General features: G+C 67.1%; 15 protein-coding genes. 4 read left to right on the plus strand and 11 right to left on the minus strand.

Going from position 1 to position 20,330, the window contains the following annotated elements; all coding sequences use genetic code 11:
* Positions 1–25: 25 nt before the first annotated feature.
* The 3 genes from rpsG to ACM6LR_RS02645 all read right to left on the minus strand — a co-directional run bounded on the left by rpsG (position 26) and on the right by ACM6LR_RS02645 (position 1,395).
* Positions 26–496 (minus strand): 30S ribosomal protein S7, encoded by a 471-nt coding sequence (gene rpsG / locus ACM6LR_RS02635; protein WP_005166770.1) that lies wholly within the window; start codon positions 494–496, stop codon positions 26–28.
* Positions 496–870, minus strand: coding sequence for a 30S ribosomal protein S12 (rpsL, locus tag ACM6LR_RS02640; RefSeq protein ID WP_003102113.1), 375 nt, complete (start codon positions 868–870; stop codon positions 496–498). The genes rpsG and rpsL overlap by 1 nt, the downstream gene beginning before the upstream one ends.
* Positions 871–1,248: 378 nt before the next feature.
* Positions 1,249–1,395, minus strand: a complete 147-nt coding sequence (locus ACM6LR_RS02645; RefSeq protein WP_414943073.1) for a hypothetical protein — start codon at positions 1,393–1,395, stop codon at positions 1,249–1,251.
* A gap of 161 nt (positions 1,396–1,556) precedes the next feature.
* On the opposite strand from ACM6LR_RS02645, the gene ACM6LR_RS02650 reads away from it, so the two are divergent.
* Genes ACM6LR_RS02650 through ACM6LR_RS02665 form a run of 4 tightly spaced genes read left to right on the plus strand, consistent with a single transcriptional unit; the run spans position 1,557 to position 5,099 of the window.
* On the plus strand, positions 1,557–2,144 hold the full coding sequence (locus ACM6LR_RS02650; RefSeq protein ID WP_414935941.1) for a YbaB/EbfC family nucleoid-associated protein: 588 nt from the start codon (positions 1,557–1,559) through the stop codon (positions 2,142–2,144).
* Positions 2,144–2,476, plus strand: a complete 333-nt coding sequence (locus ACM6LR_RS02655; RefSeq protein ID WP_414935942.1) for a hypothetical protein — start codon at positions 2,144–2,146, stop codon at positions 2,474–2,476. The genes ACM6LR_RS02650 and ACM6LR_RS02655 overlap by 1 nt, the downstream gene beginning before the upstream one ends.
* 13 nt (positions 2,477–2,489) lie before the next feature.
* Positions 2,490–3,653 (plus strand): hypothetical protein, encoded by a 1,164-nt coding sequence (locus ACM6LR_RS02660; protein WP_414935943.1) that lies wholly within the window; start codon positions 2,490–2,492, stop codon positions 3,651–3,653.
* 9 nt (positions 3,654–3,662) lie between these two features.
* Entirely contained in the window at positions 3,663–5,099 is a 1,437-nt protein-coding gene (locus tag ACM6LR_RS02665) for a hypothetical protein (RefSeq protein ID WP_414943074.1), read from the plus strand.
* 4 nt (positions 5,100–5,103) lie between these two features.
* Here the strand turns inward: ACM6LR_RS02665 and ACM6LR_RS02670 are convergent, their stop codons facing one another.
* The 8 genes from ACM6LR_RS02670 to ACM6LR_RS02705 form a co-directional block, all read right to left on the minus strand.
* Complete coding sequence (locus tag ACM6LR_RS02670) at positions 5,104–5,604, minus strand: GNAT family N-acetyltransferase (RefSeq protein ID WP_414935945.1); 501 nt, start codon at positions 5,602–5,604, stop codon at positions 5,104–5,106.
* A gap of 270 nt (positions 5,605–5,874) precedes the next feature.
* Positions 5,875–6,108, minus strand: coding sequence for a hypothetical protein (locus tag ACM6LR_RS02675; protein ID WP_414935946.1), 234 nt, complete (start codon positions 6,106–6,108; stop codon positions 5,875–5,877).
* 27 nt (positions 6,109–6,135) lie between these two features.
* Positions 6,136–6,369 (minus strand): hypothetical protein, encoded by a 234-nt coding sequence (locus ACM6LR_RS02680; protein WP_414935947.1) that lies wholly within the window; start codon positions 6,367–6,369, stop codon positions 6,136–6,138.
* A gap of 44 nt (positions 6,370–6,413) precedes the next feature.
* The gene (locus tag ACM6LR_RS02685) at positions 6,414–8,174 is read right to left on the minus strand and encodes a hypothetical protein (protein ID WP_414943075.1); all 1,761 of its coding nucleotides are present in this window, start codon (positions 8,172–8,174) and stop codon (positions 6,414–6,416) included.
* 81 nt (positions 8,175–8,255) lie between these two features.
* Entirely contained in the window at positions 8,256–10,100 is a 1,845-nt protein-coding gene (locus ACM6LR_RS02690; RefSeq protein ID WP_414935949.1) for a hypothetical protein, read from the minus strand.
* A 785-nt stretch (positions 10,101–10,885) separates the two neighbouring features.
* Positions 10,886–14,797, minus strand: coding sequence for a DNA-directed RNA polymerase subunit beta' (locus tag ACM6LR_RS02695; RefSeq protein WP_414935950.1), 3,912 nt, complete (start codon positions 14,795–14,797; stop codon positions 10,886–10,888).
* Between the two features lie 89 nt (positions 14,798–14,886).
* Positions 14,887–18,387, minus strand: a complete 3,501-nt coding sequence (locus ACM6LR_RS02700; RefSeq protein ID WP_414935951.1) for a DNA-directed RNA polymerase subunit beta — start codon at positions 18,385–18,387, stop codon at positions 14,887–14,889.
* Between the two features lie 984 nt (positions 18,388–19,371).
* Positions 19,372–20,115: a hypothetical protein gene (locus ACM6LR_RS02705; protein ID WP_414943076.1), complete on the minus strand. Its 744-nt coding sequence runs from the start codon at positions 20,113–20,115 to the stop codon at positions 19,372–19,374.
* Positions 20,116–20,330: the final 215 nt, after the last annotated feature.

The raw sequence follows: 20,330 nt of genomic DNA on the forward strand, positions 1-20,330 counted from the left end.
GCTTTGATCGGCAGCCGGGCGGTCATCACCAGCGGTAGTGCGCGAAGGCCTTGTTGGACTCGGCCATCTTGTGCGTGTCCTCACGCCGCTTCACGCTGGCGCCGAGGCCGTTGCTCGCGTCGAGGAGCTCGTTCTGCAGGCGCTCGATCATGGTCTTCTCGCGGCGGGCCGCGGAGAAGGAGACCAGCCAGCGAAGCGCGAGAGTGGTGGAGCGACCCGGCTTGACCTCGATCGGCACCTGGTAGGTGGCACCACCGACACGACGGCTCTTCACCTCGATGGTGGGCTTCACGTTGTCGAGGGCGCGCTTCAGCGTGACGACCGGATCGGTGCCGGTCTTCTCGCGAGCGCCTTCGAGAGCGCCATAGACGATGCGCTCGGCCAGGGACCGCTTGCCGTCCTTCAGCACCTTGTTCACCAGCTGGGTGACCAGCGGGGATGCGTAGACGGGGTCAGAGATCAGCGGCCGCTTGGGGGCCGGACCCTTGCGGGGCATTAGCTCTTCTCCTTCTTCGCGCCGTACCGGCTGCGCGCCTGCTTACGGTTCTTGACACCCTGGGTGTCGAGCGAACCGCGGATGATCTTGTAACGGACACCCGGAAGGTCCTTCACACGACCACCACGCACGAGCACCATCGAGTGCTCCTGCAGGTTGTGGCCTTCACCGGGAATGTAGGCGGTGACCTCGATGCCGCTGGTCAACTTCACACGAGCGACCTTGCGAAGCGCCGAGTTCGGCTTCTTGGGGGTTGTGGTGTACACGCGAGTGCACACACCACGCCGCTGCGGGCTCCCCTTGAGGGCCGCGGTCTTCTGCTTGGCAGCCTTGTCCTGGCGGCCCTTACGGACCAGCTGCTGGATCGTGGGCAATGGACCAGCTTTCTGTTCGCGATCTTGCTACTACGTGTCTGTCTCCGGCCCCCGCGGTCGGGCGTGTCGGCCCGCGTCACGGTCTTGCGACCGGTAACTTCCCGTAGGGATTTTCCGTCGGATCCCCTGTGGGCGAAGCCTTCGAACCGGATGCCTGAGCACCCCGTTCACGCCGCACGGCACACGGGACGGCCCGACGCCTGCCGGGCACGGTCTCCAAAGATACCCGGCCACTTCCTGACCGACCAAATCGGGGGGTCGATAACTATATCGTGCTGGGCGTCACGCCGCGGCCACCCTGATGGAACGGCGTTTCGGCATGGTTCTCCATCCACGCCCCCGTCACCGCCCTCGACGGCAGCGCTACGCGCCCAGCCTTCATTCCTCGTCGGGCTTGGCGTGGTCCGCCCGGCCGGGGCGCGGATCCCGGCCGAGGTCGATCAACGGATGCACGGGAGCCCCCTCCGGCGTCGCGTGACTCCCCGGCCGGAGTTCCTCGGCGGTTTTCTGCTGCTCGGCGTCCACGACGCCTCCCCTCGCTCCACTGACACCGCCTTACTCAGCGAATCACGGTACCTATTTCCCCTAACGGGTGACCCGGATGGATCCGGAAAGCACACCATCGCGTCAAACCGGCGAATGGGTCACGATGACACCGGTCACACGCACAGGCACGGGGAGGCTCCATGTCGGCCGAGTTCGAACAGCTGGTCGCGGAATTCGAAAAGTTCCAGTCCAAGATCCACAAGGCCGAAACTCAGTTCGCGAAGGTCGGCGAAATGCAGGCGGAACTGGCGGAACTGGAGTCGGTGGCCACGTCGCCGGATCGTTCGGTCACCGTCGTCGCGGGCCCGGGAGGGTCGGTCAAGGACATCCGCCTGTCCCCGGAAGCCCTTCGGCAGCAACCACAACAGCTCGCCGCCACCCTTCTGTCCACTTTGCACACCGCGGTGGCCGACGCGGCGCGGAAGCAGGCCGGGATCGTCGACGAGCAGTTCGGCGGGACGTTCCATCTGAACGTCGAAGAACAGGTTCTCGAAGCCCAAGCGGAAGCGTTGGGAACCACAGCCGACGATCTGCGGTCTCAGCTGTCGGAGGAGCCACCGGCGGACACCGCCCGCCCCGCCCGCCGCCCTCGGAACGAGGACGACTTCAGCGAGGAGACGGTGCTCCGGCGGTCGGACGAACCGACTCCCGGCCCGTCGGCGGCGGGCGGGAACTCGGCCGGTGACCAGTTCCTCAAGAACCTGTTCGACGACCAGGAGGAACGCTGATGGGCGGCCCCGGAGGACACGAGGTCAAGACGCAGGCCTTGACCGACTACGCGAACAACCTCGGCTACTACAAGGACGAGGCCGGCAAGTTCGGCGGGCTCGTCGACCAGGCCGACGTCACCGACAAGTCGTGGGGCCTGATCGGGCTCGCGGTGAAGCAGACCTACACCGGCAAGCTCGCCGACCTGCGTGAGCTGCTCGAGCTGATGAAGACCGGGGTCGACGCCTTCTCCGGGAAGCTCAACCAGGCCGCGTCGATCTACAACGGCTTCGAGAACGACGCGACGATCACCCTGGGGAAGTACGAAGCCAAGATCGACGGACCGAAGTGAGCTGGGGGACGGCATGACCGACGAGAAGGCGAGCGTCGCAGGCGGCGTCAAGATCACGGGTGACGACAGCTTCGGCAAGAACGCGCTCGACGCGGCGAAGAAGGTGCCTGTCGCCGGCAAGGGCGTCACGACCGTCGCCAACGCCTACGACAAGTTCAGTACCGCGCAGGGGCCCGGCGACCTCGCGGCCGCCGGTGGGCAGCTGGTGCAGGACGGCGCGGGCTTCATCGCGGGGGCGGGGGCGGATCTCGCGGGCTTCGTGCTCGACCCGGTGGGCTGGCTGGTCAGCAACGGCCTCAACATCCTGATCGAGCTGATCCAGCCGCTGCAGGACGCGCTGCACTTCGTCACCGGTGACGGCCCGGCGCTCAAGACCGCGGCCGGAAACTTCGGCAACATCGCCAAGGGCTTCGTCACACTGGCCGACGACTTCGTCAAGACCGGTGACGACTCGCTGAAGGACTGGGTGGGCGAGGCCGGCGACGCGGCCCGCAACGCGCTCGGCGACTTCGCGGTCGGCATCAAGGGCATCGGCAACAGCGCCGGGACCGTGGCCGAGACACTGCAGATGTGGTCGATGGTGATGACCGTCATCGAAGAGGTCGTCAAGTCGATCATCTCCGAGCTGGTCACCTGGGCGATCTACATCTGGCTGCCCGCGCTGGCCGCGTCTGTCGTCAGCCTCGGCTCCTCGGTGGCCGCCGCGATGACCGCGACGATCGCCAAAGCCGCGAGCGCGATGGGCAAGATCACCAAGCACCTCGGCAAGCTCGGCAAGCTGCTCGACAAGTTCATGGGCTTCCTGCTCAAGTGGACCGACGACCTGGTCAAACAGGGTTCGAAGCTGACGAAGGCAGGCAAGATCGGGATGACGCCCGGTCAGGAGAAGTCGATCGTCGGCGCGTTCGCCAAGGGCTCCGGGACCCAGCTCGGCACGTTCGGCGATGCCGCGAAGGACGTCCTCAAGGGTGTGCCGAACCAGGCGATCAAGCAGGTGGTCGGGGTCAACCCCGCCGATATCTCGAAGGGTTCGGCGTACGCGGGCAAGGCGGGCTTCGACTTCGTGAACAAGACCATCGACAACTCGAGGACCACCATCGCCGGGCAGGAGTACGGCCGCACCGGCGGGCACCACACCGAAGAGGAGACCCGCGAGAACCTCGACATGGACCAGTAGGGTCGCCCGATGGACGATCAGCTGGCCGGGCCGTGGCTCGTCGCCGGTGGGTACACCCTGGCCCTGGCGTTGCTGCTGCTCGGCGAGCGCTTCGATGGACGGCGGCCCACGGCGGCGGCCGTCAGCTACGCCCTCTGCGGGATCCTCGTCTCCGAGACGTCGTTGTACTGGCTTTCGGCGGGGTCCGGGAGTGCGGTTCCAGGCTGGCTCTGGTTCGCGTTCCCGCTGGTCATCGCGACTTTGGCGGCGTGGCGGGGCTACTGGCAGAAGACCTGGATCGGCAGGCTCGACGGGGCCGGTGAGCCGGGCTTCGGGGTGCTTCCCTCGCGGGGAATCGCTGTCGCCTATACGTTTCCTGAATCCGTGGTGACGGCGGTCGAGTTCGGCCACAACGGGCATCGGCTGCTCGGGGTCGAGTACCGGCTCGGTGGTTTCGACGATTTCCCGGGGGCAGCCAGGACAGCTGACCTGACCGATGGGGCGTACGCCCTGATCCAGCTTCGGACGCCTGTCGTGCCGTCGGTCGTCATCACACCCAAGACAGGTGCTTTCGAGCCGGAGCGGTTCACACCGTTGGAGGACGCCCGCATCACGCGGAACACCGTCGGGGCACCGAAGCCGGACGCGCTGCTGCGACGGTTCGAGACGGGCACGGAGTTCGACCGCCGGTTCACCGTGGTGACGTCCGATCCGGAGTTCGCCCGCGCCCTGCTCTCCCCCGCCGTCTGTGAACTGCTGAACGGCGACTCGTGGTTCCGGGTCCGCGAAGTGGCGTTCCATGGCGGCTCACTGTGGGTCTCCGAAGCCGGGACGCTGACCGAAGAGACGATGTTCGCCGACTCCCGCCGTCTGGCGGTCCTGGCGTCCACGGTGGACTGGAGCGACGCGGATTTCCGTTCTGTCGCGGCGGCTTCCGACACCAGTGACGCCGGATGGCTCGGGAGCAGGCGGGGGCCGCTCGCCGGGCTCCGCGGCCCGCTCAACCGGCGCCGGGAAGCGGGGGGCCGTCAGCCGCTGTCCTCGCTGTCGCTGGTGGCGCGCTCGGTCGTCGCGCTCGCCCTGGTGCTGCCGGGGCTGGCGCTCGCGGTGAACTCACTGACCGCGCTGACCGGGCTCGCACCCGAGGCGCGGCTGACCGTGACCGCGACCCTCCTGGCGGAGGCGGGCACGTCGAACTGCACCAGTTGCGGCAACGGCAACCTGGTGGACGGCACCTACGAACTCGACGGCGAGACGCACGAGGTCAAGGACCTGCGGTGGATGTCGTTCGGGACCTTTCCGGAGCGAGGTGACGTCGTCGACATCTCCGTGACACCGCTGTGGTGGCATCCGCTGATCGAAGGCAAGGACGCGGGCGTCTTCCTGCTGCTGATCGGCCTGGCCCCCGCCCTCGCCGGTGCCCTCCTCACGAAGGCGACCTACGCTCCGCGCCCGCGTCGCGTTTAGCGGGCTAAACGCGATCCGACAGGGCTTCGACCAGGGACTTCGAGAAGTAGCAGTGGGCGAAGGGGTCGTCGTTGAAGGGCTCGACCTCGTCGTAGCCGAGGCGCGCGTACAGGGCCCTCGCCTCGACCAGATCGCTACGGGTGTCCAGGCGGATGGTCGTGGCCCCCAGACCGCGGGCGACGTCCTCGGCGGCGGCCACGAGCAGCGCCGCACCGCCGCTGCCCCGCTCGGAACGTCGGAGGAAGACTCGTTTGAGCTCGACGATTTCGGGCGAGACGATCCGGAGCCCGGCACAGCCGGCGAGCACCCCGTCGCGCCACGCGAGAAGGAAGGCGCCGGCCGGCGGGACCAGGTACCTGCTGTGGTGCTCCTCGAGCAGGGCGTCGAGTTCGTCTTCGGCGATCGGGCGCCCGTGGAACCGCGACGCGATTTCGTCCAGGTACTCGCGCAGCAACTGGGCGGCGTCCGGGTGATCGACGGGGGTGACTTCGAAGCTCCAGCTCATGGCCCCATTCTGCCCAACCCGGCCACCCATTTTCCCCGGCCACCGGATCGCACTTTGCCCGCTAAAGTCGCCACGCCGGGGCCGGCCCCGCACCAGGCCCCGGATCGCACTTTGCCCGCTAAAGTCGCCGCGCCGTTGAGCAGCACCACAGGTCGCGAGTGCGGCCATTACGATCCCCACGATGGGTGATGTGCCCGATCAGTTGTCTGCCTGCCATCGGTTCTTCTCACGAAAGCGGCGGCGCGGCCCGAGAGCCGCGCCGCCCGGAAGTCAGGACGGCAGCAGCCGGCCGGGGACGCCGTTGAGGGACTGGAGGAGGCCGAGCACCGGGACGCCGAGCGGCGCGAACGTCCAGATGTTGTCGAGGTCGCTCGTGTCGGGTTCGTCGACGACCACGACATCGCTCGGGGCGGCCTGTACGGCGAGCGCCGGAGCGGCCGAGCCGAGTACGACGAGGCCAGTGAGCGCCGCACCGGTGACCGCGCGGACGAAGGTCTTTTTCATGAGATTCTCCTTTACTGATAAGGGTTCTTACGAAATCGGCGTGATGATCCCGTAGATCGGGGCGAGGAGTTCGGTGGGCACGGGGACGACTCCGCCGAGCAGGCCGCCGAGGTCGAGGCCGGGGATCAGCCAGACCGCGGGGCCGCCGCCACCGGTCGGCAGGCCCGGCGACGGGTCGGCGGAGGCGACCCCGCCGGCAAGTCCGGACAGCGCGCCCGCGACGGCGAGCGGCAGCAGCACACGGGCCGCGATTCGCTTCATCTCTTCTCCTTTTCCTTACCGCTGCTGGAATCGAGCGGAATCCTTCACCGGAGTACCGAGCTGACCGGCACGATCGTGCCGTCGGGGATCCATTGCCCCGCGTAGTTCCGGTCGGCGATCATCCCGACCGCGTGCGGTTCGCCCGGGTACATCGGCATGGCGTTGACCTGTGCCGCCGCGAAGATCTGAACGTCGCCGTTCATCGACCTCCACTGGTCTCCGAGCCAGGTGCGGAAGCCGCCGAGGGTGGGGCTTTCGCCGCCGAAGGCGTTGCCCGCGGCGACCGCGAAACTCACGGCGACCTGCTCGCGCGGGTCGAACCTCAGTGGCAGCGAGGAACTCGCGACGGAGTTGACGATCGGGCCGTTCAGCAGCCAGGGCGCGAGGTACAGGCCGTATTGGTGGGTCGGCTTGAGCCGCTGGGACTCGGCCGCGCGGGTCATCGCCGTATAGCCGCCCGCCCAGCCGGACACCACGAACAGCGCGGTGTCCGGCCCGGCCTCGGCCTGTACCGGGAGGCCGACGCGTGCGGCGGTCTCCCGGACCAGCTTCGCGGCGGCGGTACCGCGCGGCGAGGCGTCCTCGACGAGAGTGAGCGCGGAAGGCTTGCGCCCGGCGAGGAACTCGACGAGTTTCACGAGCGAACCGCTGTCCTCGCCGGAAAGTGTGTCCGCAGGACATGAGGTGAGGACTTCGCGGCGGTCGGCGATCAGGCCGCCCAGCGCGGCCGAAGCACACTCGGGCGCGTCAACGTCCTCGATCGCGGGGCCCTGTTCCTCACCCGCGTCGACCTCGATCGTCGTCTTCTCGCCGCCGCGGCTGATGATCAGGTCGCCGCGCCCCTTCGGCAGGTCGACCTCGGCCCAGGTGCCCTCGGCACCGGGACGCACGATGGCCTTGCCGATCAGGCCGCCTTCGATTCCGGCGGACAGGTCGTCGCCCGCGCTCGCGGGGAAATGGACGAGGTTCTTGCCGGGCCGCTGCGGGCTCACCAGCACCGGGAACTGTCGGTCGCCGACGGACGCGTAGGCGAGCAGAGCGACTCCGGGAATCGGTGGAGCGGGCGGTTTAGGGATGGCCGCGAGGGCGCTCCAAGCGACGAAACCGAGGGTCACGGCCACCGCGCCGAATTGGTAAGCACGCGTGGATTCCGGTCCGGAGAACAAGAATCCGGCGACGACGGTGGCGACGACCGGCAGCACGGCGATCACCAGCAACGTGATGCCGAAGAGCGTTTCGTAGATCCGTCGGTCCAACCCGAGACCCGAGGAGAACAGCTGGACCGCACCAGCGACGACGAGAAGTCCGCCCAGCGTCAGGGAAAGCGGGCCGAGCCGGAAGTTCGTCTGGCGCCACCGGCCGGCGGGCACCCAGACGGAAAGAACGGTGACGCCGAACCACAAGGCCGCCGCCGCGACGTAGACGGTGTCGATGGCGAATTCGACGCCGGTCCGCCCGAGCGAGGTTTCGAGCACCACCAACGCGGCGAGCACGAGGGACGCCCAGCGCCCGGCGGACGGCCACCTGACGAGGATCGGAATGGCCAGCGCGAGCACGAGGTGCACGATCAGCGCGATGACGTTGACGTCGGTCGCGAAAGCGGAAACCGCCGCCAGCGCGGCGGAAACCCCGCCGAGCGCGACGATGGTGAGGTACAGGCGTTTCGGCAGTTCGCCCACGAGCGGGCGCAGGATTCCGGTGCCGGCGAGGAAAGCGGTCGCCAGCAGCAGGCCGAGCCGGAGCAGGACCAAGGCGATGCCGACTCCGGTCGAACCCGAACTCGCCGGTATGACGTGGTGATCCATGGGGACCTTCTCCGAGTAGATCGGCGAAGCCGTGGGTGACGGGGTGCGCCTGCCACCCACGGACTTCCGCGCCGAGCAGGGTTACTTGAGATCCGCGTCAGCCACGACGAACAGTTCGGAGTGCGGCTTGGCGTTGCCGAAGGACCCGTGCGGCCAGGTCTTCCGGTTGAAGTTGATCCCGACTCCTCCGGTGAACTCGTCCCGGAAGTTCCGGTCGACCGCGAGCTTCCCGTCCTGACCGAGGTTCAGCAGGTTGACCTTGTGGTCACCGTCCAAACCGGACCGTGCGACGAAGTAGTTCGACACCGCGAGGTGCTGCGGCTTGTCTGTTTCGCGGTAGTAGCCGTCGTCGCCGAGGACGAAGTTGTCGTACGCCCCCCAGTGCGGGCCACCACCCGGCGTGCCGGGGTTGATCGCGGCCGCGCCGACGACGGTCGGCAGGTCGCCGCCACCACCCTGCTGGGACTTCTCCTTCGTGTCGATCCGGCCGTTGATGTTCTCGACCTTGTCGCCCGCGGCGAGCAACTTCTGGATGTCGAGGACGTACACGCCACCCGTGGTGCCGGGGTCGTCCGGACCGAGCGCGCCCTTGGACCGGCCGGTGATCGCGCGGTAGAGGTACTTGTCGTCGGGGCTGGTCTGGATCCAGCCGCCGTTCGAGCCGCCACCGTTGGAATCGTTGTCCGGGTGGATCGCCTTGTTCGCGGCGCCGTCGTCGAACACCTGGATCCAGTGCGGCTCCTTGGCGGTGATGTCCGGCGTATAGAACACCGCGCCGCCCTGCATGGTCTGGGCGAACGCGCCCTTGTGGCCCGGCAAGTTGGTCACCGTGGTCTCCATGACCGCGCGGCTTTCCGCGTGCAGCGGGTCCGCCGGGTCCGCCCTCGGACCGTCCGGCAGGTACGAGACCGCCTTGAGCTTCGGCTTGTCGCGGTCGGAGATGTCCCACGTGCGGACGGTCGGCCGCCGCAGGTACGGCGACGGCTGCTTCACCGGGTCGAGGATGATGTTCCGCGGCTCGGCGTAGTCGCTGGTGACCAGGGTGTCGAGATCCTCGCGGGCCTGGATGCCGTGCGGGTTGGCGCAGGTCGGCTTGTCCAGCTGCGGGAGGTTGTCGCACAGCTTCTTGTTGTCGCCCTGCGGTGTGGCCGCCGGGGACTCGGAAAGCACCCGCGCGTTCTGGTCGAAGCGGACGACCTCACCGGGACTGCCGGCGAAACCGTTGCCCACCACGGTGGAACCGTTGGCGTAGGTGTGCGGGCCCGGCACGACCGGGCCGCCCATGTACGTGCCGTACGCGGTGCCGTCCTTGAGCACCCAGTACGCGTCCGGCACGGAACCGCCGAGGGTCTGGGTCGGGAGGCTGACGCCCTTGAGCTTCAATTGCGGCAACGCGGAGACGTCGAAGGCGTACGTCGCGGCGGCGAACAGCGCACCGGCGTAGATCGTGTCGCCCTTGTGCCACACGTACTGCATGTGGTGCGGCTCGTTCTCGACGAGCGGGCCGACGGTGGCGGTGTTGACGACCTTGCCGTAGGTCGGCGAACCCTGCGTCGCGTCGATCACGGCGAGGAAGTCCGGACCGGGCAACGCGTTCTTGATCTTGTTGAGGCCGCCGCCGAGCGAACCCGGCAGATTTTTGATGTCCTTGACCAGGGTGTCGGCGATGTTCTCGTCACCGGCCCAGACCAGCAGCCACTTCTTGCGCTGCCCGTCTGCACTCCTGGACGCCGCGACATCCTTGGACACAAGGTGGTTCTGGACCCAGTACTCCTTGCCGTCAGCCGCCTTCTTCGCGTCCTTGACGACCTGGACATCAGCGTAGGCACTCGTGGCGGAGCCGGTATAGGTCACCGTTCCCACGGCGAGCGCCGTCGCGATGGCGCCTATCACCACTTTTCGCCACCTGGGCGAGTTGGATAGCATTCTTTCTCCCTGTTTTCGCTACCGAAGCGCCAGACAATCGGCACATCTCTCCCCTTTTCGCGCAGGCGTCACCGGCCCGGATCAAGGGAAAGCAATCAACCGCCGGTTCAAGCAGGGAACCGTTGCGGCACAGCGGAAAACGTCAGCGCACGAAGAACGGGCACATCCGTTTCAGGAATCCATACACAGCGCGCTTGCTTGCTGCCGCAAGTCAACGTGCCGGCGCCACACCAAGGCGACTGGGGATTGCATGGGCGAAATACTCGTGTGAACCCGCCCAGGTGTCAATCTGGTGATCAAAGAATGGGAGACAACACGACAGAGTGAACTTCCCAGCATGCGGATGCGCCATTAGGCCGGACAGGTGGCGATTTTCCGAACACTGGGAATTAGGCCACCTGGCGGCACTACCTCAGGTCACAACGGACCAGTGAGCCGCGTCCGGCGACCACTGGGGCGTTATGAGTTCGTTATGTACTCTCGGTGGGTCCGCGGGGCTCCCGGACGAAGTGAGACAGGGCCACGCCGAAGACGTTCAGAAGGGCGCTGGGCGCCGTGGAACTGCCCGGCGCACTCCGGAAGACCGCCGATGGCGCCGAAGGCCCCGTATCCGCCGCGGCGGACCTCTGCGGATACGCCGGCCCGCGTAGAACGCGATCACTCGAGCGAGATTCGTGGACTGCCAACATGCATTTCGAACAGAGGCGTCAGAACCGGAACTGCCCGAAAAACGGGAAGGGCCCCCGCCGAATCGGCAGGGGCCCTTCTCGTGGATTTCGCTTCGATCAGCGGAAGTCGCGGCCGAAGTCGTAGTCGTCCAGCGGCACCGCGGCGCCCGGCGTGGAGCCGAACACATCCGGGGTGTAGTAGCCGTCGTCGTAGGACGGGATCGCGTAAGCGGCGACCCGCGCCTCCTCGGTCGGCTGCACCTGGATGTTGCGGTACTTGTTGATCCCGGTACCGGCCGGGATCAGCTTACCGATGATCACGTTCTCCTTGAGGCCAACGAGCTTGTCCGAACGGCCGTTGATGGCCGCGTCGGTCAGGACACGTGTGGTCTCCTGGAACGAAGCCGCCGACAGCCACGAGTCCGTGGTCAGCGAGGCCTTCGTGATCCCCATCAGCACCGGGCGACCCGAGGCCGGCTCGCCACCCTCGGCGACCGACGCCCGGTTCTTCGCCTCGAACTTGGTCCGCTCGGGCAGTTCGCCAGGGAGGAAGTCCGTGGCACCGGAGTCGATGATCGTCACGCGGCGCAGCATCTGCCGCACGATGACCTCGATGTGCTTGTCGTGGATCGACACACCCTGCGCCCGGTACACCTTCTGGACCTCGTCCACCAGGTGCATCTGCGCCTCGCGCGGCCCCATGACCCGCAGGACCTCATGCGGGTCCGGTGTGCCTTCGAGCAGCTGCTGACCGACGTTGACGCGGTCACCATCGCCCAGCGGGCCGTTCGAGGTGTTCGCGAGCCGCTGACGCTTGGACAGCTTGTCGAAGACGATCTCTTCGCTGCCGTCGTCCGGGATCAGCGTGATCTTCCAGAACCGCTCGCTCTCCTCGATGCGCACGCGGCCATCGACGTCGGCGATCGGCGCCTTGCCCTTCGGGACCCGGGCCTCGAACAGCTCCTGGACACGGGGCAGACCGGTCGTGATGTCGTCACCGGCGACACCACCCTGGTGGAACGTACGCATCGTCAGCTGCGTGCCCGGCTCACCGATCGACTGGGCCGCGACGATACCCACGGCCTCGCCGACGTCGACGAGCTGACCGGTCGCCATGGACCGGCCGTAGCAGGTGGCGCAGATACCGACGGCCGACTCACAGGTCAGCACCGAACGCACCTTGACCTTGGCGATCCCGCTCGAGATGAGCTTGTCCAGTGCCGGGTCGCCGATGTCGTCACCGGCGTTGAGCACGACGTTGCCCTTGGCGTCGACCGCGTCGGTCGCCAGGTTCCGCGCGTACACGCTGGTCTCGACGTGCTGGTCACGCAGGACCTTGCCGTCGCCGATGTCCTCACCGATCGGCATGTTGATGCCGCGGGTGGTGCCACAGTCGACCTCGCGGACGATGACGTCCTGCGACACGTCCACCAGACGACGGGTCAGGTAACCCGAGTCGGCGGTACGGAGCGCCGTGTCCGCCAGACCCTTACGGGCACCGTGCGTCGCGATGAAGTACTCCGCCACCGACAGGCCTTCACGGAAGTTGGCCTTGATCGGACGCGGGATGTACTCACCCTTCGGGTTCGACACCAGCCCACGCATACCGGCCAGCGACCGGACCTGCGTCATGTTGCCCGCCGCGCCCGACTTCACGATCATCGCGATCGGGTTGTCGTCCGGCAGCGCCGTCTCCATGATCTTGTGGACCTCTTCGGTGGCCTGCGTCCACACCTTGACGAGCTCGTTGTTGCGCTCGGTGTGCGACAGCTGACCACGCTGGTACCGCTTCTCGACCTGGTCGGCCTTGCCTTCGTACTCGTCCAGAATGGCCTTCTTGCCCGTCGGGACCAGCACGTCGGAGATCGCGACCGTGACGCCCGAACGGGTCGCCCAGTAGAAACCGGCGTCCTTCAGGCGGTCCAGGGTCTGCGCGACCTGCGTCATCGAGTACCGCTCGGCGAGGTCGTTCACGATCAGGGCCTGACGCTTCTTCGGCATCGGCTCATTGATGAACGGGTAGTCCGCCGGCAGCAGCTCGTTGAACAGCACGCGGCCCAGGGTGGTCTCGGCCAGCCAGGCCTTGCCCGGCTCCCAGCCCTTCTCCGCGAGCGCCGCTTCGTCGGCCTTGGCGGGCTGACGGTCGACGATGCGGATCTTGACCGGAGCGTGCAGGCTCAGCGCCTTGAGGTCGTACGCCATGATCGCTTCGGCGGGCGAGGAGTACGCGTTGCCCGCACCCTCGGCCTTCTCGGTGAGACGGGTCAGGTGGAACAGACCGGTCACCATGTCCAGCCGCGGCATGGCGAGCGGGCGGCCCGACGCCGGCGAAAGGATGTTGTTCGCCGACAGCATCAGGATGCGGGCCTCGGCCTGCGCCTCCGCGGAAAGCGGGAGGTGCACGGCCATCTGGTCACCGTCGAAGTCCGCGTTGAACGCTTCACAGACCAGCGGGTGCAGCTGGATGGCCTTGCCTTCGACCAGCTGCGGCTCGAAGGCCTGGATACCGAGGCGGTGCAGGGTCGGCGCACGGTTCAGCATCACCGGGTGGCCGGTGATGACCTCTTCGAGCACGTCCCACACCTGCGGGCGCGAGCGCTCCACCATCCGCTTGGCGGACTTGATGTTCTGCGCGTGGTTCAGGTCGACCAGCCGCTTCATGACGAACGGCTTGAACAGCTCGAGCGCCATGTCCTTCGGCAGACCGCACTGGTGCAGCTTCAGCTGCGGGCCGACGATGATGACGGAACGGCCGGAGTAGTCGACACGCTTGCCGAGCAGGTTCTGACGGAACCGGCCCTGCTTGCCCTTGAGCAGGTCGGACAGCGACTTCAGCGGGCGGTTACCGGGACCGGTGACCGGGCGGCCGCGGCGGCCGTTGTCGAACAGCGCGTCGACGGCCTCCTGCAGCATCCGCTTCTCGTTGTTGACGATGATCTCGGGCGCGCCGAGGTCGATCAGCCGCTTCAACCGGTTGTTGCGGTTGATGACCCGGCGGTAGAGGTCGTTCAGGTCGGAGGTGGCGAACCGGCCACCGTCGAGCTGGACCATCGGGCGCAGGTCCGGCGGGATCACCGGGACGGCGTCGAGCACCATGCCGCGCGGGTCGTTGCCGGTCATCTGGAAGGCCGCGACGACCTTGAGCCGCTTCAGCGCGCGGAGCTTCTTCTGCCCCTTGCCGTTGCGGATGGTGTCGCGCAGGTGGTCGGCCTCGGCCGCGACGTCGAACTCGGCGGCCAGCTTCTGGATGGCCTCCGCGCCCATGCCGCCGGTGAAGTACTCGCCGTAGCGGTCGATGAGCTCGCGGTAGAGCAGCTCGTCGGCGATCAGCTGACGGACGTCGAGCTTGGTGAAGGTCGTCCAGACCTCCTCGAGACGGTCCAGCTCGCGACCGGCGCGGTCACGCAGCTGACGCATCTCGCGCTCGCCGCCTTCCTTGACCTTGCGGCGGACGTCGGACTTGGCGCCCTCCGCCTCCAGCTCGGCCAGGTCGGCTTCCAGCTTCTGCGCCCGTGCCTCGATGTCCGCGTCACGCTTGGTCTCGAGGTTCTTGCGCTCGACGCCGATCTCGTTCTCGAGGGTCGGCAGGTCGGTGTGCCGCAGCTCGGTGTTCACACCGGTGATCACGTAGGCCGCGAAGTAGATGATCTTCTCGAGGTCCTTCGGCGCCAGGTCGAGCAGGTAGCCGAGGCGGGAGGGAACACCCTTGAAGTACCAGATGTGGGTGACGGGAGCGGCCAGCTCGATGTGGCCCATCCGCTCACGGCGCACCTTGGCACGGGTGACCTCGACGCCACAGCGCTCGCAGATGATGCCCTTGAAGCGGACCCGCTTGTACTTACCGCAGTAGCACTCCCAGTCCCGGGTCGGGCCGAAGATCTTCTCGCAGAAGAGGCCGTCCTTCTCGGGCTTGAGCGTCCGGTAGTTGATGGTCTCCGGCTTCTTGACCTCGCCGAAGGACCACTGACGAATGTCGTCGGCGGTAGCGAGGCCGATGCGGAGCTCATCGAAGAAGTTGACGTCCAGCACGTCTTTGCATCCCCTTGGGGTTGAGTCGACTAGAGGGGTTGGCGGTCGAGGCGGGACCCACGGGAGGCAGGCCCCGCCTCGGACAGCCGTCAGTGCACGACGTCGTCCACCGAGGGCGACTCGTTGCGGGACAGGTTGATGCCGAGGTTGGCGGCGGCGCGCTCGAGGTCCTCGTCGTCGGAGTCGCGCATCTCGATCGCGGCGCCATCGCTGGACAGCACCTCGACGTTGAGGCAGAGCGACTGGAGCTCCTTCAGGAGCACCTTGAACGACTCGGGGATACCCGGCTCGGGGATGTTCTCCCCCTTGACGATCGCCTCGTACACCTTCACGCGGCCGACCACGTCGTCCGACTTGATGGTCAGGAGCTCCTGCAGGGTGTATGCGGCGCCGTACGCCTGCATCGCCCAGCACTCCATCTCACCGAAGCGCTGGCCACCGAACTGCGCCTTACCACCCAGCGGCTGCTGCGTGATCATCGAGTACGGACCGGTGGACCGGGCGTGGATCTTGTCGTCGACAAGGTGGTGCAGCTTCAGGATGTACATGTAGCCGACCGCGACCGGGTACGGGTACGGCTCGCCGGAGCGGCCGTCCAGCAGCGTGGCCTTGCCGTTCTGCTTCACCATGCGCTCACCGTCGCGGTTCGGCTTGGTGGCACCGAGCAGGCCGGTCAGCTCGTCTTCCTTGGCACCGTCGAACACCGGGGTGGCGGTGTTCGTGCCGGGGTCGACGTCGTACAGCTCCTCGTTGAGGTTCTTCGCCCAGTCGGGGTTGCCCTCGATCTTCCAGCCCTGCGACGCCAGCCAGCCCAGGTGGAGTTCCAGGACCTGGCCGATGTTCATCCGTCGCGGGACACCGTGGGTGTTCAGGATGATGTCGACGGGCGTGCCGTCCTCCATGAACGGCATGTCCTCGGCGGGAAGGATCTTGCCGATGACACCCTTGTTCCCGTGGCGGCCGGCGAGCTTGTCGCCCGGCTGGATCTTCCGCTTCTGGGCCACGTAGACGCGGACCAGTTCGTTGACGCCAGGGGGCAGCTCGTCGTCGTCCTCTCGCGAGAACACGCGGATGCCGATGACCTTGCCGGTCTCGCCGTGCGGCACCTTCAGCGAAGTGTCGCGGACCTCACGGGCCTTCTCGCCGAAGATCGCACGGAGCAGGCGCTCTTCCGGGGTCAGCTCGGTCTCACCCTTGGGCGTGACCTTGCCGACCAGGATGTCGCCGTCGCGGACCTCGGCACCGATGCGGATGATGCCGCGTTCGTCGAGGTCGGCCAGGACCTCCTCGGAGACGTTCGGGATGTCCCGGGTGATCTCCTCGGCGCCCAGCTTGGTGTCGCGGGCGTCGATCTCGTGCTCCTCGATGTGGATCGACGTGAGCACGTCGTCCTGCACCAGGCGCTCGGAGAGGATGATCGCGTCCTCGTAGTTGTGGCCCTCCCACGGCATGACCGCGACGAGCAGGTTCTTGCCGAGCGCCATCTCACCGTTTTCGGTGGACGGGCCGTCGGCGATGACCTGACCCTGCTCGACCCGGTCACCCTCGTTGACGATCGGGCGGTGGTTGAAGCAGGTGCCGTGGTTGGAGCGGCGGAACTTGTACAGTCCGTAGCTCTTCCGCGTGCCGTCGTCGTGCATGATCGTGATCAGGTCGGCCGAGAGTTCCTCGACGACACCGGACTGCTCGGCGACGAGCACGTCACCGGCGTCCACCGCGGCCCGCAGCTCCACGCCGGTGCCGACGTACGGCGCCTGGTTGCGGAGCAGCGGCACGGCCTGACGCTGCATGTTCGCGCCCATCAGCGCGCGGTTCGCGTCGTCGTGCTCGAGGAACGGGATCATCGCCGTCGCGACCGAGACCATCTGTCGCGGCGAGACGTCCATGTAGTCCACGTCCAGCGGGTCGATCAGCTCGACCTCGCCGCCCTTCTTACGGACCAGGACGCGGTCTTCGACGAAGGTGCCGTCATCCGAGATCGGCGCGTTGGCCTGCGCCTTCACGAACCGGTCTTCCTCGTCCGCGGTGAGGTAGTCGACCTGGTCGGTGACCCGGCCCTCGACGACCTTGCGGTACGGGGTCTCGATGAAACCGAACGGGTTGACCCGCGCGTACGAACAGAGCGAACCGATCAGGCCGATGTTCGGGCCTTCCGGCGTCTCGATCGGGCACATGCGGCCGTAGTGCGACGGGTGGACGTCACGGACCTCCATGCCGGCGCGCTCACGCGACAGACCACCCGGGCCGAGGGCGGACAGACGACGCTTGTGCGTCAGCCCCGACAGCGGGTTGTTCTGGTCCATGAACTGCGACAGCTGCGAAGTACCGAAGAACTCCTTGATCGCCGCCACGACGGGACGGATGTTGATCAGGGTCTGCGGCGTGATCGCCTCGACGTCCTGCGTGGTCATCCGCTCACGGACGACGCGCTCCATCCGGGACAGACCCACGCGGATCTGGTTCTGGATGAGCTCGCCGACGGTGCGGAGACGACGGTTGCCGAAGTGGTCGATGTCGTCGGTCTCGACCGGGATGGTCTGGTCGCCGACGGTCACCTTGTCCTCGCCCGCGTGCAGCCGGACCAGGTACTCGATCGTCGAGACGATGTCCTCTTCGGTCAGCGTCCCGGTGTCGTACGGCGTGGTGAGGGCGAGCTTCTTGTTGACCTTGTACCGGCCGACCTTGGCCAGGTCGTAGCGCTTCGGCTTGAAGAACAGGTTCTCCAGCAGCGTCTGCGCGCTCTCCTTGGTGGGGGGTTCGCCCGGGCGCAGCTTGCGGTAGATGTCGAGGAGGGCCTCGTCGGTGCCGGCGGTGTGGTCCTTCTCGAGGGTGGCGAGCAGCGTCTCGGAGAAGGAGAAACGCTCGCGGATCGCCTCGGTGGTCCAGCCCAGCGCCTTCAGCAACACGGTCACCGGCTGGCGGCGCTTGCGGTCGATGCGGACGCCGACGGTGTCGCGCTTGTCGACGTCGAACTCCAGCCAGGCACCCCGGCTCGGGATGACACGGACGTTGAAGACGTCCTTGTCCGTGGTCTTGTCGACGCTGGTGTCGAAGTACACACCAGGCGAGCGGACCAGCTGCGACACGACGACACGCTCGGTGCCGTTGATGACGAAGGTGCCCTTGTCGGTCATCACCGGGAAGTCGCCCATGAAGACCGTCTGGCTCTTGATCTCGCCGGTGTTGTTGTTCACGAACTCGGCGGTCACGAACAGCGGGGCCGCGTACGTCATGTCCTTGTCCTTGCACTCCTCGACGGAGGCCTTGACCTCGTCGAAGCGCGGGTCGGAGAAGGACAGCGACATGGATCCGGAGAAGTCTTCGATCGGCGAGATCTCGTTGAGGACCTCTTCCAGGCCACCGACCGGGTTTTCTTCACCTTCTTCGACGCGGCGTTCGAACCACGCCTCGTCGCCGGTGAACCATTCGAAGGACCTGATCTGCACGTCGAGCAGGTTCGGGGTGTTGAGCGGCTCGCGAATCTTTGCGAAGGAGACCCGCTTGGGGGCTCCCGGGATTCCCGTGGACTCCGAGCGAGATACAGCCGAGGTGGTCGCAGCAGTGGCCTGGTTCGCGGGAGAGACTGCCAAGATGCGTCCTTCCGGGGACAATGAGCGGTGAGCAGCCGCGTCAGCAACAGCTGATGCGGACTGTCAAGGGTGCCGTGTGCCCACTATCCTAACTACCGGCTCCGGGCAGCCTGAAAGAGGGCAGCGCAAAGAGGCAGTCTAGCCCGAACGTCACGGTATGTCCAGGGGGCGCTCCTGATGGGGCCCAGCCTGCGTCGCGACGTCTTCAGGTATGCCTCTCCTCGGCTTCCCCGGACCGTCCCTCCCGCAAGGGCACCGCCGGTTCTCGCCGTTGGCAGTAAGCGTGACCCCACGCGGGCTCTGAGTCAAGATGCCGCGCGGCGGACCCGCCGGTTGGCGCAGCGTCGAAGTAGCGCCGCGACGAGGGCTTCACAGGACGGCCATCCTGGTTACCGCCCGGTACCCGCAGGTGACGGCGTTGGGGCACCGACCTGCGTTTAGCGGGCTAATCGCGACCCGCCGGGGGCCGTTCCGGAGAGTCACCGGGTCGGGGGGCGGAGTGCTCTTGGGCGGGCTGGGACTTGTGGCGGCTGTGGCCGGTGCGTCTTCTGGGGCGGTTCACAGGGAGGCCCTCAGATCGCGATCAGGGGGCTAAACACGACGCGGTAGCGAGCCCCCCGTCGAGGGCGGCCGGGTGCGCGCTGAGGGCCGCGTACGGGGATGGCGCGGTGGGCGGTGGCCGTCGGGGTCGTCAGTGGCGATTCGGGTCAGGGCGAGAGTGGTTCGGCTTCGGCTGGTCGCCGGTCCCGATCCGTGAAGGCCCCATCCCTCAGCTCAACCGAGGGAACTCGATCATCACACCCTGACCCAACTCACGGCGGCCCCGTGTCGCGTTTAGCCCGCTAAACGCGACACGACCGGACCCCGGGGCAAGCAGCGTTCCTGACCGAAGCGCCGGAGCACCAGATCACGATTAGGGGGCTAAACGCAGGTCGCCCGGCGGCCGGAGCGCGATCAGGGGGCTAAACGCGCTCCGGGGCGGGGCTACTTGGAGGGGGCTGGGGAAGCGGCTGGGTTGGGCGGAGCGGCATAGGTGTTCATCGCCGTGATCTTCCACTTGTCGCCCTGCAGTTCCGCGTTCAAGTGCAGCTGCGCGCTCCCGGCGGTCGTCTTGTTCGTGTCGGCCCGCGTCGAGCTCTGGTCGACGAACACCATCACGTCGGCCCGGTCACCTTCCAGCCGGATGACGGCGCTGCGGGTGACCTTGCAGGTCACGACCATCTTCTGCTGCGGGGCCAGTCGCTTGACCTCGCCCATCAGCAGGTTGTACTTCGCCCGCACCTCGTCGTTGACCAGCAGATCGCCCGCCGCGGTCTCGGTCTTCGCGATGTTGTTGTAGTCGTACGAGAACAGCGCCTCGGTCGCCTTCGCGACCTGGTCCTTGACCTGCGCGGTCTTCGCGACGTCCAGCAGCGCGGTGTTGTCCGTCGAGCTCGACACGTCGTCGGCCTGGATCTTGAACAGCACCGCGGACGCGGCCAGCAGCAGCCCGACGACGACCAGCGCGCCCGCCAGGATCAGCTGCGTGGAGACCGGCTTCTTCGCCTTTTCCGGCTTCTCATCGGAGTCGGAGTCAGCGTCGGACTCGGAAGCGACCTCGGCTTCGGCCTCTTCGATGTCGTCCGGCTTCGCCTTGGCGGCCGCCCGGACCTTCGCACGCGGACTCGGCTTCGCGACAACCTCGTCTTCAGGGGCCTCAGTGCTCTCAGGAGCCTCGACAGCGGCCACTGCAGGCGCAGCAGCCTGAGCAGGCTCCTCAACGGCCTCGGCAGGCTCGGGCGCCGGACGCGGAGCAGGCCTCGGCGACGGACGCGGCGACGGCTTCACCTCAGGCGACGGCTTCACCTCAGGCGTCTCCTCCACCGAAGGAGCCGTGTCGACCTCGGAAACGGAAGAGGAGCCAGGCCGTCGCAGACCGGCCACCCGTGGGCGGCGCACCGGCG

This window comes from Amycolatopsis sp. cmx-11-32 (assembly GCF_047608695.1).
Classification (GTDB): domain Bacteria; phylum Actinomycetota; class Actinomycetes; order Mycobacteriales; family Pseudonocardiaceae; genus Amycolatopsis.

What these genes read in the sequence shown, in the direction of transcription:
- ACM6LR_RS02680 (WP_414935947.1), bottom strand. Translation starts at nt 6,369, where the DNA reads ATGAAGCGAATCGCGGCCCGTGTGCTGCTGCCGCTCGCCGTCGCGGGC.
- ACM6LR_RS02690 (WP_414935949.1), bottom strand. Translation starts at nt 10,100, where the DNA reads ATGCTATCCAACTCGCCCAGGTGGCGAAAAGTGGTGATAGGCGCCATC.
- ACM6LR_RS02685 (WP_414943075.1), bottom strand. Translation starts at nt 8,174, where the DNA reads ATGGATCACCACGTCATACCGGCGAGTTCGGGTTCGACCGGAGTCGGC.
- ACM6LR_RS02660 (WP_414935943.1), top strand. Translation starts at nt 2,490, where the DNA reads ATGACCGACGAGAAGGCGAGCGTCGCAGGCGGCGTCAAGATCACGGGT.
- ACM6LR_RS02675 (WP_414935946.1), bottom strand. Translation starts at nt 6,108, where the DNA reads ATGAAAAAGACCTTCGTCCGCGCGGTCACCGGTGCGGCGCTCACTGGC.
- ACM6LR_RS02670 (WP_414935945.1), bottom strand. Translation starts at nt 5,604, where the DNA reads ATGAGCTGGAGCTTCGAAGTCACCCCCGTCGATCACCCGGACGCCGCC.
- ACM6LR_RS02655 (WP_414935942.1), top strand. Translation starts at nt 2,144, where the DNA reads ATGGGCGGCCCCGGAGGACACGAGGTCAAGACGCAGGCCTTGACCGAC.
- ACM6LR_RS02665 (WP_414943074.1), top strand. Translation starts at nt 3,663, where the DNA reads ATGGACGATCAGCTGGCCGGGCCGTGGCTCGTCGCCGGTGGGTACACC.
- ACM6LR_RS02650 (WP_414935941.1), top strand. Translation starts at nt 1,557, where the DNA reads ATGTCGGCCGAGTTCGAACAGCTGGTCGCGGAATTCGAAAAGTTCCAG.
- rpsG (WP_005166770.1), bottom strand. Translation starts at nt 496, where the DNA reads ATGCCCCGCAAGGGTCCGGCCCCCAAGCGGCCGCTGATCTCTGACCCC.